General features: G+C 63.7%; 19 protein-coding genes. 13 read left to right on the forward strand and 6 right to left on the reverse strand.

Annotated features, from left to right (window positions below; translation table 11 throughout):
- Positions 1-385: 385 nt before the first annotated feature.
- Genes LPN03_RS14430 through LPN03_RS14440 form a run of 3 tightly spaced genes read left to right on the forward strand, consistent with a single transcriptional unit; the run spans position 386 to position 1878 of the window.
- The gene (locus tag LPN03_RS14430; protein WP_262454773.1) at positions 386-694 is read left to right on the forward strand and encodes a hypothetical protein; all 309 of its coding nucleotides are present in this window, start codon (positions 386-388) and stop codon (positions 692-694) included.
- A gap of 25 nt (positions 695-719) precedes the next feature.
- Positions 720-1367, forward strand: a complete 648-nt coding sequence (locus tag LPN03_RS14435) for a maleylpyruvate isomerase family mycothiol-dependent enzyme (protein WP_262454774.1) — start codon at positions 720-722, stop codon at positions 1365-1367.
- 58 nt (positions 1368-1425) lie between these two features.
- Positions 1426-1878 carry a hypothetical protein gene (locus tag LPN03_RS14440; protein ID WP_262454775.1) on the forward strand — a complete coding sequence of 151 codons (453 nt, stop codon included), beginning with the start codon at positions 1426-1428 and terminating at the stop codon, positions 1876-1878.
- Here LPN03_RS14440 and LPN03_RS14445 read toward each other — a convergent pair.
- Complete coding sequence (locus LPN03_RS14445; protein ID WP_262454776.1) at positions 1875-2456, reverse strand: helix-turn-helix transcriptional regulator; 582 nt, start codon at positions 2454-2456, stop codon at positions 1875-1877. The genes LPN03_RS14440 and LPN03_RS14445 overlap by 4 nt on opposite strands.
- 47 nt (positions 2457-2503) lie before the next feature.
- Here LPN03_RS14445 and LPN03_RS14450 point away from each other — a divergent pair, with 47 nt between their 5' ends.
- From LPN03_RS14450 to LPN03_RS14460, 3 genes are all read left to right on the forward strand, one after another.
- On the forward strand, positions 2504-3340 hold the full coding sequence (locus LPN03_RS14450) for a class I SAM-dependent methyltransferase (protein WP_262454777.1): 837 nt from the start codon (positions 2504-2506) through the stop codon (positions 3338-3340).
- Between the two features lie 108 nt (positions 3341-3448).
- Positions 3449-3769 (forward strand): DUF4190 domain-containing protein, encoded by a 321-nt coding sequence (locus tag LPN03_RS14455; RefSeq protein WP_165183729.1) that lies wholly within the window; start codon positions 3449-3451, stop codon positions 3767-3769.
- Positions 3770-3813: 44 nt separating this feature from the next.
- Positions 3814-4335 (forward strand): YbaK/EbsC family protein, encoded by a 522-nt coding sequence (locus LPN03_RS14460; RefSeq protein WP_262454778.1) that lies wholly within the window; start codon positions 3814-3816, stop codon positions 4333-4335.
- On the opposite strand, the gene LPN03_RS14465 is transcribed toward LPN03_RS14460, so the two are convergent.
- On the reverse strand, positions 4332-4805 hold the full coding sequence (locus LPN03_RS14465) for a VOC family protein (protein ID WP_262454779.1): 474 nt from the start codon (positions 4803-4805) through the stop codon (positions 4332-4334). The genes LPN03_RS14460 and LPN03_RS14465 overlap by 4 nt on opposite strands.
- 155 nt (positions 4806-4960) lie before the next feature.
- Here LPN03_RS14465 and LPN03_RS14470 point away from each other — a divergent pair, with 155 nt between their 5' ends.
- Both LPN03_RS14470 and LPN03_RS14475 read left to right on the forward strand, forming a co-directional pair.
- Entirely contained in the window at positions 4961-5353 is a 393-nt protein-coding gene (locus LPN03_RS14470) for a DUF3054 domain-containing protein (protein WP_262454780.1), read from the forward strand.
- Positions 5354-5427: 74 nt separating this feature from the next.
- Positions 5428-5709, forward strand: coding sequence for an Lrp/AsnC family transcriptional regulator (locus LPN03_RS14475; RefSeq protein WP_165183726.1), 282 nt, complete (start codon positions 5428-5430; stop codon positions 5707-5709).
- Positions 5710-5747: 38 nt separating this feature from the next.
- Here LPN03_RS14475 and trpD read toward each other — a convergent pair whose 3' ends face one another.
- Complete coding sequence (trpD, locus tag LPN03_RS14480; RefSeq protein ID WP_410468603.1) at positions 5748-6851, reverse strand: anthranilate phosphoribosyltransferase; 1104 nt, start codon at positions 6849-6851, stop codon at positions 5748-5750.
- 147 nt (positions 6852-6998) lie between these two features.
- Between trpD and LPN03_RS14485 the strand changes: the two genes are divergently transcribed.
- From LPN03_RS14485 to LPN03_RS14500, 4 genes are all read left to right on the forward strand, one after another.
- A complete protein-coding gene (locus LPN03_RS14485) occupies positions 6999-7637 on the forward strand; it encodes a heme-copper oxidase subunit III (protein ID WP_262454782.1) in 639 nt (212 codons plus the stop codon).
- An 88-nt stretch (positions 7638-7725) separates the two neighbouring features.
- Complete coding sequence (locus LPN03_RS14490) at positions 7726-8514, forward strand: c-type cytochrome (RefSeq protein WP_165183725.1); 789 nt, start codon at positions 7726-7728, stop codon at positions 8512-8514.
- Between the two features lie 96 nt (positions 8515-8610).
- Positions 8611-9639, forward strand: a complete 1029-nt coding sequence (locus LPN03_RS14495; RefSeq protein ID WP_262454783.1) for a ubiquinol-cytochrome c reductase iron-sulfur subunit — start codon at positions 8611-8613, stop codon at positions 9637-9639.
- A 2-nt stretch (positions 9640-9641) separates the two neighbouring features.
- Positions 9642-11318: a cytochrome b gene (locus LPN03_RS14500; protein WP_262454784.1), complete on the forward strand. Its 1677-nt coding sequence runs from the start codon at positions 9642-9644 to the stop codon at positions 11316-11318.
- A 152-nt stretch (positions 11319-11470) separates the two neighbouring features.
- On the opposite strand, the gene LPN03_RS14505 is transcribed toward LPN03_RS14500, so the two are convergent.
- Positions 11471-12250, reverse strand: a complete 780-nt coding sequence (locus LPN03_RS14505) for a GntR family transcriptional regulator (protein WP_165183386.1) — start codon at positions 12248-12250, stop codon at positions 11471-11473.
- An 81-nt stretch (positions 12251-12331) separates the two neighbouring features.
- Here LPN03_RS14505 and LPN03_RS14510 point away from each other — a divergent pair, with 81 nt between their 5' ends.
- Positions 12332-12619 (forward strand): HPr family phosphocarrier protein, encoded by a 288-nt coding sequence (locus LPN03_RS14510; RefSeq protein WP_165183385.1) that lies wholly within the window; start codon positions 12332-12334, stop codon positions 12617-12619.
- 88 nt (positions 12620-12707) lie between these two features.
- Here the strand turns inward: LPN03_RS14510 and LPN03_RS14515 are convergent, their stop codons facing one another.
- Together LPN03_RS14515 and ctaD are read right to left on the reverse strand one after the other, a co-directional pair.
- Entirely contained in the window at positions 12708-13109 is a 402-nt protein-coding gene (locus tag LPN03_RS14515) for a cytochrome c oxidase subunit 4 (RefSeq protein WP_165183384.1), read from the reverse strand.
- Complete coding sequence (gene ctaD / locus LPN03_RS14520) at positions 13106-14812, reverse strand: cytochrome c oxidase subunit I (RefSeq protein WP_165183383.1); 1707 nt, start codon at positions 14810-14812, stop codon at positions 13106-13108. The genes LPN03_RS14515 and ctaD overlap by 4 nt, the downstream gene beginning before the upstream one ends.
- Between the last annotated feature and the right edge of the window lie 3 nt (positions 14813-14815).

Raw genomic sequence — 14815 nt, forward strand, 5'->3', positions numbered from 1 at the left:
CACTAGTCATGGAAAGCATTATTCCTCACTCAATTCACGGCGAAAAGGTGCGGGCAGTCCGCTCCCGGTAAGCCGTTGCATCAGATGAAGTTCGACAACGGCGGGCCTGAAGCTTCTTGGCGATTCGGATGTCAGGACCGAGTGGAAGCCGGCCCCGGAGGCAGTTTGGAGATGGCCCGATTTGGAATGTCCTTGCAAGCAGTGTGCAAGAAATTATTCTGGGATACATTGTCCAGTAGCAGGTCCTCGAGCTGTGTACGCGGGACTGAATTGGTGGGGGTTGGGGAGTCTGGCATGGTCGGAATTCTTGGAAGCGCGCACGAAGGTCTCTCCTCCACCTTGATGCCGGGAATTTCCGGCACCGGCCGCCGAAGCGGATAGCGGCATGTGGGGATGGATCAGGTACCGGGCACTGATCTTAGCCGTGGTCCCGTTCATCGTGGCGGGCTCCCTCTGGTACCTGTCCAGGAATGCGGCCGGCTGGGACGGCGTTGGCTTTTTGTTGCTGCTCATTGTGTCCATTCCTGTCCTCACCGCCGTTGCTGCATTCTCCGTTTGGCTTGCGTTTCGGAAGGGTGACAGTGTCCGTAAACTGGACAGGACCTCCCAAATCGCCAGCCTCCTCTCATTGACAGTCTTTGTAGGATTGGTGGTCATTGGCGCTGCCGGCATCATCCAGAGTGTGTGGTTTTGAGAAAGAGGAGCCCTTGACAGAGCCGATGCCAAACAAGCAACTGTGGGCCGCCATCCACGCGGAGCGTGCCGCGCTGGCAGAAGACCTTGCCATGCTCAACGACAAGCAGTGGGCTTCCCCATCCCTGTGCGAACGCTGGAATGTCGAAGAGGTGGTGGCCCACCTGAGCGCAGCGGCAAGCACAGGTCCGCTGCGCTGGATTGGCAGTGCCCTCGGCGCCAGGTTTGACTTCGAGCTGCACAACTCCCGCCGCCTGGCTGAGCACCTGGGCCCGACACCCGCCGATACCCTGTCGCAATTTCGCCAAGTCATCCCCAGCACCACATCACCCTTTGGGCCTGCCGCCGCCTGGTTGGGCGAGGTGGTGGTCCATGCCGAAGACATTCGCCGGCCCCTGGGGATTGCACACCGGCTGCCTATCCAAACGGCGACCGAGGTCGCCGGCTTCTTCTCCCGCCGCAGCTTCACCGTCAAAAGCAAGGAGGCCGTTGCCGGCCTCCGGGTGGAGGCAAGCGACGGCCCCCTGGCCAACGGTGAAGGGCCCCTGGTCCGCGGCACCACGCTTGCACTCGCCATGGCCATGGCCGGTCGCGCCGCGTTCTGCGACGAGCTGGAAGGGCCCGGCGTGGCCACCCTTCGCAGCCGGCTCGAAGCACCCAGCGCCAAAAGCTGACAACGGCGGCATGCACCGCCGTCGAACCCTGCCTGTGAAGGCAAATATGCTGGGAAGCGTGAACAAGTCAGCTATCCCCTTCCTCACCCTCGGCGGCATCAGCCTGATCCTTGGCGGGGTGGTCTCCGCGGCAAGCGCGGGCTCCCCCAGCTACACCTCTGCGTGGGCAGTGGCCTACCTTGTACTGGTAGGCGGCTTGGCCCAGCTGGTCCTGGGCATCGGCCAGGCCGAATTGGCGTCAAAACGCCTGCCGGCCGGGCTCCTGGCAGCCGAAGTTGCTCTGCTCAACCTCTCAACCGTCGCCGTCCTTCTCGGCACGATCCTCACCGCACCCGCGCTGACGTATGCAGGGGCAGGACTCCTGCTCGTCACCCTGGTGGCATTCATCTGGGCAGTGCGGGGTGCCAGCCAACACCTGCCGTGGCTCCTGTGGGCCTTTCGCATCATGGTGGTGGTGCTGCTGGTCAGCGCCCCGATCGGCCTCGTGATTGCCCATTCCCGCCTGAGTTAAGACCCCGACGCATGGCCGGCCCCGTGAAGGTGGGCCAGTCCGCCGTCGTGGTTGAAAATGGAGAGGATCTCCACGGGTCCGCCGTGGGCGCCAATGGAGTGCGGCACCATCGTGGAGAACTCGGCCACTTCCCCCGCGCGGACAAGGACGGTCCGCTCCCCCAGCTCCAGACGGGCCGTGCCCGACAGCACCGTAAACCAGTCCCGCCCCGGATGGACGCCCAGCTGCCCCGGCCTCTCGTGCGTGATCCGCATTTTCGCCACGACCTTGCCATTGAGCGCACCTTCCTCGGAAAGGACCCACGTGGTCAGGCCGGGCGCATGGCTGGGTTCGGGACTGATGACGACGTCCCCGTCGCCGACAGGCTCCACCAGCGCATCCAGCGTGGTGTCCAGCGCCCGGGCAATCGGCACCAGCTGGTCAAGCGCCATCCTGCGGTGGCCGGTCTCGAGGCGGCTGAGCGTTGACGGGCTCAGGCCGCAGCGCGCGGCGAGGCTGTCCAGCGACCAGCCGCGGGCCAGCCGGAGGCCGCGGATGCGCTGCCGGATGACAGAGTCCAAGGAATATTCTTGCGCCATGCGCAAAAGTCTATGCCATTGACGCAGGATGGGGATAGCCTGAAACCATGACTGATCACAACCACCACCACGACGGCGGAAACGCACAAGGCCACCACCATGGCGACGGCCTGGCCGAAATGCTGGACCTCGACGCTAAGATCCTAGGCGCCTACCTTGACGGCGTGACGCAATGGGCGGCCGAACTGCGCCCCTCCCCTGCCGCGATCGTGGATGTCGGCGCGGGCTCCGGGGCCGGCACCCTGGCCCTGGCCGGGCGCTTCCCCGGGGCGGGCGTGATTGCCCTGGACAAGTCGCCGGACATGCTTGCCCGAACGCTGGAGGCGGCACGCAGCCTTGGCATGGCGGGCCGTGTCCGCACCCTGGAAGCCGACCTCGACGCCGACTGGCCCGCCCTGGGCGGCGCCGATCTCATCTGGGCATCGTCTTCCCTTCACGAGCTGGCCGACCCCGAGCAGGCGCTGCGCGCCATGTTTTCCGCGCTGGCGCCCGGGGGCCTTCTCCTGGTCATCGAGATGGACGGCCTGCCGCAGTTCCTGCCCGACGGCTTCCACGGCGGACTCGAATCCCGGTTGCACACAGCGCTCGCCGGGCTGGGCTGGAACGCCCATCCGGACTGGCAGCCCGCGCTGGAACGCGCCGGATTCGCCGCCGTCGAACGCCGGGCATTCCCCTCGAAGGCGCGGCCGACGCCGGAACTTGCCTCCCGCTTTGCCCGCACCTTCCTGGGGCGGATCGGCCCCGCACTGGAGGGCGCCGCAGCGCCCGAAGACCTGGCGGCACTGGCAGGCCTGCTGGCCGACCACTCGGCGGGCTCCATGCTGGACGGCGGCACCCTGGAAATCAGGGGAAACCGCACCGCCTGGGCGGCGTTCAGGCCGTAGTACGGCTTTCGGCGGACGGTGGTTCTCCAGCCGGTCGTGTCTGACGCGCGTAACAGCCGCCGATGCACCAGACTGGAAACTGCACGGGCCACCAGGAAAGGCAGGAACATGTCGGAACAACCGCCGTCGAACACCCCCGGCGAGGAATACTTCGCCCCGGGAACCTACCTGCCCCTCCCCCACCGCGCTCCCGGCACACCTCCGGGCACGGCGTGGAACAAGATGGCCATCTGGGGATTCGCGGCAGCCTGCATCAGCCTTTTCATCTTCGGCTTCCTGGGCCTGCTGGGCATTTTCTTCAGCCTGCGCGGCCTGCGGGAAATCCGGGCCTCAGGCGCCCGCGGCCGGGGGCTTGCCATTGCCGGGGCCATCGTCGGCGCGGCCAGCTTCATCTTCTACCTGACCACGCTGTTCGCCCGGAACGGCTGACTCCAGGCGCCGTTCGGTCTGGGCACGCTGGGTACCCTTGGAGCATGACCAACCACGACGCCGTTTCCACCGACATTCTCATGCCCGCCGTCCGCGATGCGCTGGCAAGCAGCGGCATTGCCCACCAGGTGCTCGCCTGCGCGGACGAGCTCTCCGACACGGCCGCGTTTTGTGCCCACTACGACGTCTCGCTGGAGCGGGCCGCCAACACCATCGTGGTCACCTCACGCAAGGCGGAACCGTCCGTTCAGGCCGTCTGCGTGGTCCTTGGCACCACGCGGCTGGACGTCAACAGCAAGGTCAAGGAACTGCTCGGCGTCAAGCGGGCATCCTTCGCCGACGCCGAGCTCACCGTGGACCGCACCGGCATGGTGATTGGCGGTGTCACACCCTTCGGCATAGCGGGCATGCCCATCTACGTGGACAGCGCCGTGCTGGAGCAGCCGGACGTCATCATGGGAGGCGGAAACCGGACCAGCAAACTGCGCCTGGACCCGAAGGAACTGGTGAAGCTGCCCGGCGTGCAGGTGGTGCAGGGCCTGGCGAAGCGGCCCGAGGCAGGCTAGCCGTCGTAGGCGGCCTGCAGGGCAGCGATGTCGAGCTTTTGCATCCCCAGCATGGCCTGCATGGCCCGCGCGGCTCCGGCCGGGTCGGGCCCGCCGAGCACGGAGGGCAGCATGTTCGGAATGAGCTGCCAGGAGACCCCAAACCTGTCCTTGAGCCAGCCGCACTGGCTCTCCTGGCCGCCGTCGGCCGTCAGGGCGTCCCACGTGGCGTCAAGCTCCTCCTGCGTGTCAAAGAACAGCTCAAAGGAGATGGCTTCGTTGAAGGTGAAGTCCGGGCCGCCATTCAACCCGCGGAAACTGCGCCCCTCGAGTTCAAACTGCACCGTCAACGCTGTTCCGGCAGGGTACGGGCCGCCTTCGCCCCACCGGGCCACTTCGCCCACCTTGGAGTTCTCAAAGAGTCCCACATAGAAGTTCGCTGCCTCTTCTGCCTTGCCGTCAAACCAAAGGCATGTGCCAATGCTGCCCACGTCCACCACTCCCCTGCCGCTTGCTTCCCTGTTGCCTTGTCGAGACGATCGTAGCTGGCGGCCAATGCCGATTCAATGCATGCCTGCCGGCGGGACGCCCGCCAGACGGCCACAGGCCGCCAACCGGGCCCCACGATGGCGGCTAAACTTGGCAGGTGACGCAAATATCAGCCAACCCCCTGCCCAAGCTCCTCGCCTCCACAGCCGTCCTCGACGTGGTGCTGGTTGTCATTTTCGCCGTATCCGGGCGCAGCTCCCACCATGAGGCGCTGTCCATGGGAGGCGTCTTCACCACGGCCTGGCCGTTCCTGGTGGCCTTGGCCGCCGGCTGGGTGCTGACACGCAACTGGCGCAGGCCCGCCAGCCTCTGGCCGGCCGGCGTGTGCATCTGGCTCATTACCGTGGCCGGCGGCATGGCCCTGCGGATCCTGGCCGGCGGCACGGCCGCCCTGCCGTTCGTCATTGTTGCCACACTGGTGCTGGGCCTGTTCCTGCTCGGCCAGCGGGCCATCGTGGGACTTGTGGCCCGAAGCAGCCGCAACCGCTAAACCAGCCGCCTCTGCGCTACGATCAAACCGAAGACAGCCCACGTCAAAGTGCCCCCACGAAAAGGACCCCACCCGTGATAACCGCATTTGTCCTGATCAAGACCGACGCCTCCCGCATTCCCGAATCCGCCCAGGAAATCTCGGAACTGGAGGGCATCAGCGAGGTGTACTCCGTGACGGGTGAATGGGACCTGATCGCCATTGCCCGCGTGGCCAAGCACGAGGACCTGGCGGACGTCATCGCGGACAAGCTCTCCAAGGTCAAGTCGGTCATGTCCACCACCACGCAGATCTCTTTCCGCGCATACTCCCAACACGATCTGGACGCGGCGTTCTCCCTGGGCTTCGACCACTAGCGAACGACGGGAATGCTGCGGTTCACTGCCACCAACCGCTAAATGCCTTCGGCGCCGAGGGCAACCCAGCTGGTGAGCACATGGGCCGCGGCGCCGCCGTCAACGGCCGCCTCCGCCCGGGCCAGGGCGAACTTCATGCGCTCGTTCAGCGTGCCGGACGCGCCCCTGTCGTAGGCGACCAGGCCCGCTGCGGCATTAAGCACGACGGCGTCGCGAATGGGAGAGCGTTCCCCGTCAAGGATTCGCCGTACGACGTCGGCGTTGTACGCCGCGTTCTTCCCCCGCAGGTCATCGATGGTTGCCCGCGGGATCCCCACGTCCAGCGGGTCAAACTCGCTCTCGGCGACCACATTGTCCCGCACCTCCCAGACCTTGGAGGGGCCCGTCGTCGTCAGCTCATCGAGGCCGTCGCTGCCACGGAACACCAGCGCCCGGACATTCCTGGCGGCCAGGACGCCTGCCACCAGCGGGGCCATGCGGGCGTCCGCCACCCCAATGGCCGATGCCACCACATGGGCGGGGTTGGTGAGCGGGCCGAGGAAGTTGAACGCCGTGGGGACGCCGATTTCCCGGCGCGCCACGGACGCGAAGCGCATTGACGGGTGAAAGTAATTGGCGAAGCAAAATGTGATGCCCACCTCTGCGGCGGCACGTGCCACCATGTCCAGGGGCAGGTCCAAGCGGACACCCAGCGCCTCCAGGACGTCTGCGGAACCCGCAGCCGAGGACGATGCCCGGTTGCCGTGCTTGACCACTGTCGCCCCGGCACCGGCACAGACCAGGGCCGCCATGGTGGAGATGTTCACGGTGTTCAGGCGGTCCCCGCCCGTACCCACAATGTCCAGGGCATCCCCCGGCACTGACAGCGGGCGGGCGTTGGAGAGCATTGCCTCCACCAGGCCCTTGATCTCCGCCACCGTTTCCCCCTTGGACCGCAGCGCCACCAGGAAGCCGGCAATCTGCACGTCCGTGGCATTGCCGGCCATGATTTGGTTCATGGCCCATTCAGTCTGCGCTGCGCCCAAGTCGTTGCGGGCAATGAGTGCTGCAATCAGGTTCGGCCAGGTTGGCTCGGCGGCAAGGGGCGCATCAAGTGGGTTCACCCTCCAAATGTTAGACGACGGCCCGCCCCGCGGACCCATTGTGACCATTGACAGCAAACAGGCCGTGTGCATACCACTCTGGGCTGACCCTGTGAAACACCCGGAATTTCGCAGGTTTGTAGAAAAAGATCGGCAAAACGGCATTTTGCATTGGGAAGTCTGGAGTTTTATAGACATAATGTCTATGTGACAACTGCGACCCATGCCCCCAGTACCCCGGCGCATCCGACGCTGAACCGGCCCAACATGGTTTCTGTAGGAACCGTTGTTTGGCTGTCCAGCGAGCTGATGTTTTTTGCCGGTCTTTTTGCCATGTACTTCACCCTGCGATCCACCACCGGTGGCCTCTGGGCAGAAGAAACGGCCAAGCTGAACTTCCCGTTCGCGCTGGTCAACACCCTCGTCCTGGTATCAAGCTCCTTCAGCTGCCAGATGGGCGTGTTTGCCGCGGAAAACCTTCAGCCCCGCCGCATCGGCCGCCGCTTCCAGTTCTCCCGTTGGGGAATGACGGAGTGGTTCCTGCTGACCTTCATTCTCGGCTCCATTTTCGTAGCCGGTCAGTCGACCGAGTACGCCATGCTGACCTCCGAGCACATCACCCTCAACGCGAATGCGTACGGCTCTGCCTTCTACATCACCACGGGCTTCCACGGCCTGCACGTGATCGGCGGCTTGATTGCGTTCCTCCTTATCATCGGACGGGCCTACGCCGCCAAGAAGTTTGGACACTTCGAAGCGACCAGCGCCATCGTTACTTCGTACTACTGGCACTTTGTGGACGTCGTGTGGATTGGCCTGTTCTTGGTCATCTACGTCCTAAAGTAGGCTGAAACAGTCTTCTTCTACACGAGGCAGAAATAGCATTTGCGGCTCTCACTAGGGGCTGCCGAATATAGATCAAAGGAACCACCAAGTGAAGGCACTTTCGCAGAAGCGACGTCATCCGCTGGCTGCACTAGCGTTGCTAGTGATGGGGCTATTGCTGACAGGTGGGCTGTACGCCGTTGTCACAACAGTGAATTCGGCCAAGGCCGACACCGCAACGTATACCGCCCAGCAGGTCAATGAAGGCGAGAAGCTCTTCGTGGCCAACTGCGCCACCTGCCATGGCATCGGCGCCAGCGGCACCAAGGCCGGACCGTCCCTGGCAGGGGTCGGCGCCGCAGCAGTCGACTTCCAGGTGGGGACCGGCCGCATGCCCCTGCAGATGCAGGGACCGCAGGCCCGGGAAAAGCCCGCACAGTTCAATGCCGACCAGACCCGCGAACTGGCGGCCTACGTGGCCACCCTCGGTGACGGCCCGGCCATTCCGGACGCAAAGTACCTGACCGGCAAGGGCGACGCCACCGTTGGCGGCGAGCTGTTCCGCGTCAACTGCGCAATGTGCCACAACGCAGCCGCAGCTGGCGGGGCCCTGACCCGCGGCAAGTTCGCCCCGGCCCTGGCCGGCGTGTCGAACAACCACATCTACGAGGCCATGGTGACCGGCCCGCAGAACATGCCCGTTTTCAATGACGCGAACATCACTCCGCAGGGCAAGGCAGACATCATCACCTTCCTTAACACCATTGAGAGCCAGGGTTCCCCGGGCGGTGCCGCCCTCGGCTCGCTTGGACCGGTTTCCGAGGGCCTGTTCCTCTGGACCGCAGTGCTGGGTGTCATCATCGGATTCACCATCTGGCTCACCTCGCGGACTTCCTAAGGTCCCTGCACCACACGTTTTTGGCTGGTGACAGCCACGAGAAACATACATTACGACCCCGGGAACGTACCGGGATAAGAGAAGGATGAGGGGATTATGGGCAACCATAGTGACGGCTCGCCGACAAGCTCGGACACCGTAGCTAAGGCTGGTCACGAAGAGGTGGACAAGTTCCAGGACCCGGGACTGCCTCCACATCGTTTGCGACTGGCCGACACGGACCCCAAGGCAGCAAAGCGGTCTGAGCGCCAGGTGGCAATTCTTTTTGGGATTTCCATTGTTGGCACCCTTTTGTTCCTCTTTGCCTACTTTGGCATTCGGCTGGATCAGACCATTGCCACCCTGCGCTTGCAGAACACGTTCCTGGGACTCGGCGTTGCCTTTGCCATGTTGGGCATTGGCTCCGGCATCGTGCACTGGGCCCGCGCCCTGATGCCCGACCACGAAGTGTCGGAAGAACGCCACGAGCTGCGCAGTGAAGAGGACCGCGTTGCCGCCGTCAAGATTGTTGACGACATCATCGAGGAGACCGGAATCAAGCGCCGCCCGCTGATTCGCAACACTCTCATCGGTGCGATGGCCCTGGCTCCCCTGCCGGCCATAGCCATCTTCCGCGACCTGGGCCCGCTTCCGGGCGACAGCCTCCACCACACCCTGTGGAAGGAAGGCGAACGGCTGGCACGCGACCCTGACGGCACCCCCATCAAGGCCACGGACGTCACCATCGGCTCCGCCTTCCACGTCATCCCGGAGTCCCTTAACAGCCTGACCACCGGAAAGCTGAACGAAAAGGCCAAGTCCGTGGTGCTGCTGATGCGCCTCAACCCCGAAGACCTGCACCCCTCCAAGGGACGCGAAGACTGGAGCTACAACGGCATCGTCGCCTACTCCAAGATCTGCACCCACGTGGGCTGCCCGGTGGCCCTCTACGAACAGCAGACGCACCACCTGCTGTGCCCCTGCCATCAGTCAACATTTGACCTCACGGAGGAATGCAAGGTCATCTTTGGCCCGGCAGTCCGCCCCCTGCCCCAGCTTCCCATCACGGTGGACAGCGAAGGCTACCTGGTCGCTCAGAGCGACTTCCACGAACCTGTTGGACCGAGCTTCTGGGAGCGCAGCTGATCATGAGCACTTCAACGCAAGCACAATTCAAGCCCAAGACTTCCACGGGCCGGATCACCGACTTTGTTGACCAGCGTGTCGGCGGTTCGGGAATCCTGCGGGAATTCGGCCGCAAAGTATTCCCGGACCACTGGTCCTTCATGTTCGGCGAAGTGGCGCTGTACTCCTTCGTCATCCTGCTGCTGTCGGGGACCTTCCTGACGTTCTTCTTTGACCCGTCCATGGCGGAGACCCATTACAACGGCAGCTACGTTCCCCTCAAGGGAATGGAGATGTCGGTGGCGTACAACTCCTCCCTGAACATTTCCTTTGACGTCCGTGGCGGTCTGTTCATGCGCCAGGTGCACCACTGGGCGGCGCTGCTCTTCGTGGCCGCTGTTTCGGTGCACATGCTCCGCGTGTTCTTCACCGGAGCCTTCCGCAAGCCCCGCGAGCTGAACTGGGTGGTGGGCGGCGTGCTGCTCATCCTCTCCATGGCTGCCGGCTTCACCGGCTACTCCCTCCCCGATGACCTGCTGTCCGGCAACGGCCTGCGCATCATCGACGGCGTGGTCATGGCCATCCCCGTGGTGGGCACGTACATCTCCTTCTTCCTGTTCGGCGGGGAGTTCCCCGGCACGGCAATCATCGGCCGCCTGTACATGATGCACATCATGCTGGTGCCGGCCATGATCCTGCTCATGGTGGCCATCCACCTCTTCATGGTGGTTGTGCACAAGCACACGCAGTACCCCGGCCCGGGCCGCAACGACCGCAATGTGGTTGGCTACCCGCTGGGTCCGGTATACGCGGCAAAGGCCGGCGGCTTCTTCTTCATCGTCTTCGGCATCATCGCCCTGGTTGCTGCGTTTGTGACGATCAACCCGATCTGGAACTACGGCCCGTACGACCCCTCCCCCGTGTCCGCAGGCACCCAGCCTGACTGGTACATCGGCTGGGTGGACGGTGCACTCCGTCTCATGCCGGGCTGGCTGCTGGGCCTTCCCATGGAATGGCACATCCCCCTTCCCTGGGGCGTCAATTCCCTGTCGCTGAACGTCCTGATTCCGGCGCTCATTCCCGCCGGACTGGTGTTCACGCTCCTCTTCACCTACCCCTGGATCGAACGCTGGGTCACCCGTGACGAGCGCGAGCACCACGTGCTGGACCGCCCGCGCAACGCGCCGACCCGCACGGCCATCGGCGTGGCTGGATTCATCTTCTACTGCGTGATGTGGGCAGCGGCAAGTTCCGACTTGATCGCAACACACTTCCAGGTGTCGCTGAACGATGTGACCTACTGGCTGCGTGCGCTGTTCTTCATCGGCCCAATCCTTGGCTTCATCATCACCAAGCGCGTGGCACTTGCCCTCCAGCGCAAGGACCGGGAAATTGCCCTGCACGGCCGCGAGACAGGTCGCATCGTGCGCCTGCCCCACGGTGAATTCCAGGAAATGCACGCCCAGCTCGACGACTACAAGCGCTACAAGCTGGTCGGCTTCGAGTCGCCGGTGCCCGAGGAAGGCATCCCGAACGAAAACGGCATCGTCACGAAAACGGAGAAGCGCCGGGCCGCGCTCAGCAGCTTCTTCTTCGAGGACCGCGTGGCACCCGCCACTCCGTCCGAACTGGCTGCCGGACACGCACACCACGAGGCCGTCGAGGCCGGTGAGGAGACCAAACAGGTTTCCTCCTACTAGCCGACAGGTCTCATAGAAACGGTGGGGCGGTTCCCGAAAGGGAACCGCCCCACCATTTTTTGTGTCGACTCCCTATGGCATTCGGGCCGCAAGCCGCACCGGCAGCCCCTGAGGGCTGCACGCACCCTTCAGGGGCCTGGGAGGTGCACGCCCTAGTATGTGCGCCTTGTTCGCGCACCAGCCCGCTGGAGGGGCACACGCAGCTTGTAGCGGTCGGCGCGGTAAAACGAAATCGAGTAGTCAACCGTGGCCCTGGAAACGAAGGCGTGGCGCTCCATCCGCAGGACGGGCGTGCCGACGTCGACCTTCAGGAGCCGGGCGATGGATGGGGTGGCAGCGTTGGCCTCCACAATGTCCTCCCCCCATTCAATGACCAAGCCGTACTGCTCACTCAGCAGGTTGTACAGGGATGTGGGCGGGCCCTGTTCCAGGATGCCCGGAACCCGCCAGGCCGGGATGAAGTTCTCATCCACGCTCATGGGTTCCTCATCCGCCAGCAGGAGCCGGCGAAACCTGATCACGGCCTGCCCCTCGTCCAGTTGCAGCTCGCGTGCCAGCCTGGCGGTGGCCGGAATTTGTTCAAAAGAAAGTGTGCGCGCGGCCGGCCGCATGCCGCGGCGCTGCATCTCTTCCGAATATGACGTCAACTTCACCTGGACATCGAGCTTTTCATGGGAGATAAACGTCCCCACACCCACCACCCGTTCCAGCAATTCCTCATCGACCAGGGCCGCGATCGCGTGCCGGACCGTCATCCGGGCCACGCCGAAGTGCTCGGCAAGGTCCCGCTCCGAGGGAAGCTGCCGCCCCGCCTTGGCAACGGTGGTGATGTAGTTGCGGAAGAGCTCACGCAACTGAATATGGACGGAGACTTCGGACTGCCGGTCCAGCAGTCCGGGCACGTCCGCGGCAGGGGGAACCAAATAGCTCATGACACTCCTTTGCTGGCCATCCCCAGCCTAAAACACGACTAGTCTCAATACGTAAAGCAACAACTGCCAAGGAGCAAAGCAATGTACACCCGGAAAGCCACCGTAACGGCCAGTGTGGGGCTCCATGCCCGGCCCGCCGCGGTCTTCGTCCGAGCCGTCAACAAAACCGGGCTCCCCATCACCTTGGCCAAGGAAGGCATGGCACCCATAGACGGCAGGTCCCTGCTTGAGGTCATGACCGCTGACTTCATGTGCGGCAGCGAAGTTGAAATCTCGGTGCGGGACGGCGAGCACGACGACGGCGCAGTCCGGGCGGCTGTGGACCTGCTGGCGGCCCTGCTGGTCACGGACCTGACGGACCCGTCCTAGGCCGGCTGTCCACAGAGAGCACAAAAAACTGCCCCGCCACTGGTCAACAGTGGCGGGGCAGTTTCTTGTGGTCCAGGTGATTCAGGTCCTAGTGGGCGTGGTCCCCGCGGCTGTATTCGTACACCCAGCCGATCAGGGCAATGACGGCCAGGCCGGCACCCATGAACAGCACCCACCAGCCCACTGCCAGGCCCAGGAAACCGGCAGCGCAGGCAAGTCCAAGCACCAGGGGCCACCAGCTCCAAGGGCTGAAGTGCCCCTGCTCGCCGGAACCTTCATGGATCTCAGCGTCAACCCGGTCCTCAGGACGGGCGCCAACACGGTTGCCTGTGTAGTACAGGTACACGCCGATCATCAGGCACAGTCCGGCCAGCAGGTACATGCCCAGGTAGCCAACGTGCTCGTGCCATTGGACCATGAACCCGTAGACGGTGGCCACGGGAATGAAGAACACTCCAACAAGCATGAAGAGCTTGGCTTCTACCTTCACTTCTGGCCTCCCTTCGAGGCTGCCATGGCGGGTGCCGGCACGTGGTGCGGCGCCAATTCGGGGTGGTGCAGGTCAAGTGCAGGACGCTCCGAACGGATGCGCGGCAGGGAGGTGAAGTTGTGGCGCGGCGGCGGGCACGACGTGGCCCACTCGAGCGAAGCGCCAAAGCCCCACGGGTCGTCAACTTCAACCTTCTTGCCGTTGCGCCAGGTGATGTACACGTTCCAGAACCACGGAATCATGGAAGCGCCCAGGACAAACGACGAGATGGTGGAGAACTGGTTCATCCAGGTGAAGTTGTCCTGCGGCATGTAGTCCGCGTAGCGGCGCGGCATGCCGAGCACGCCCAGCCAGTGCTGGATGAGGAACGTGCCGTGGAAGCCAAGGAAAAGCATCCAGAAGTGGATCTTGCCGAGGCGTTCGTTGAGCATCTTGCCGGTGAACTTGGGCCACCAGAAGTAGAAGCCTGCGAACATGGCAAACACCACGGTGCCGAACACCACGTAGTGGAAGTGCGCCACCACGAAGTAGGTGTCGGACACATGGAAGTCCAGCGGCGGTGACGCCAGGATGATGCCCGTCAGCCCGCCGAAGAGGAAGGTGACGATGAAGCCGAGGCTCCACAACATGGGCGTCTCAAAGGTCAGGGACCCCCGCCACATGGTGCCGATCCAGTTGAAGAACTTCACGCCCGTGGGCACGGCGATCAGCATGGTCATGAAGGAGAAGAACGGCAGCATGACCTGGCCCGTGGCGTACATGTGGTGGGCCCACACGGTCACGGACAGGGCGGCAATGGAGATGGTTGCGAAGATCAGGCCCTTGTAGCCGAAAACAGGTTTCCGGCTAAAGACAGGGAAGATTTCCGAGACTATGCCGAAGAACGGCAAGGCGATGATGTACACCTCGGGGTGGCCGAAGAACCAGAACAAGTGTTGCCACAGCATGGCCCCGCCATTTTCCGGATCGAAGATGTGCGCCCCAAACCGCCTGTCGGCGCCGAGTGCGAACAGTGCGGCGGCAAGCGGCGGGAAGGCCATGAGAACCAGGATGGCGGTAATCAGGGTGTTCCAGGTGAAGATCGGCATGCGCCACATCGTCATGCCGGGGGCACGGAGGCAGATGATGGTGGTGATGAAGTTGACGGAGCCCAGGATGGTACCGAAACCGGACAACGCCAGGCCGAACACCCACAAGTCGCCACCAACGCCGGGGCTGAAAGTGGTGTTGGACAATGGCGCATAGGCAAACCAGCCAAAGGCGGCGGCACCCTGGGGGGTGATGAAGCCGGACACCGCAATGGTGCTGCCAAACAGGTAGAACCAGAAGGCCAGCGCGTTCAGGCGCGGGAAGGCAACGTCGGGGGCGCCGATTTGCAGCGGCATGATCACGTTGGCGAACCCTGCAAACAGCGGTGTTGCAAACATGAGCAGCATGATGGTGCCGTGCATGGTGAACAGCTGGTTGTACTGGTCCTTGGTCTGCAGGATCTGCATGCCGGGTTCAAACAACTCTGCACGGATGATGAGCGCCATGACGCCGCCCAGGCAGAAGAAGATGAAGGAGGCGATCAGGTACATGTAGCCGATCGTCTTGTGGTCGGTGGACGTGATCCAGTTGACGACGATGCGCCCCTTGGACACGGGGACCACCCTAGGCGCAGCCGAATTGACTTCGGTTGCCGAGTACTCGAGTGTAGACACTTT

The sequence above is a fragment of the Arthrobacter sp. A2-55 genome (assembly GCF_025548615.1).
In the GTDB taxonomy this organism is placed as follows: Bacteria; Actinomycetota; Actinomycetes; order Actinomycetales; family Micrococcaceae; genus Specibacter; species Specibacter silviterrae.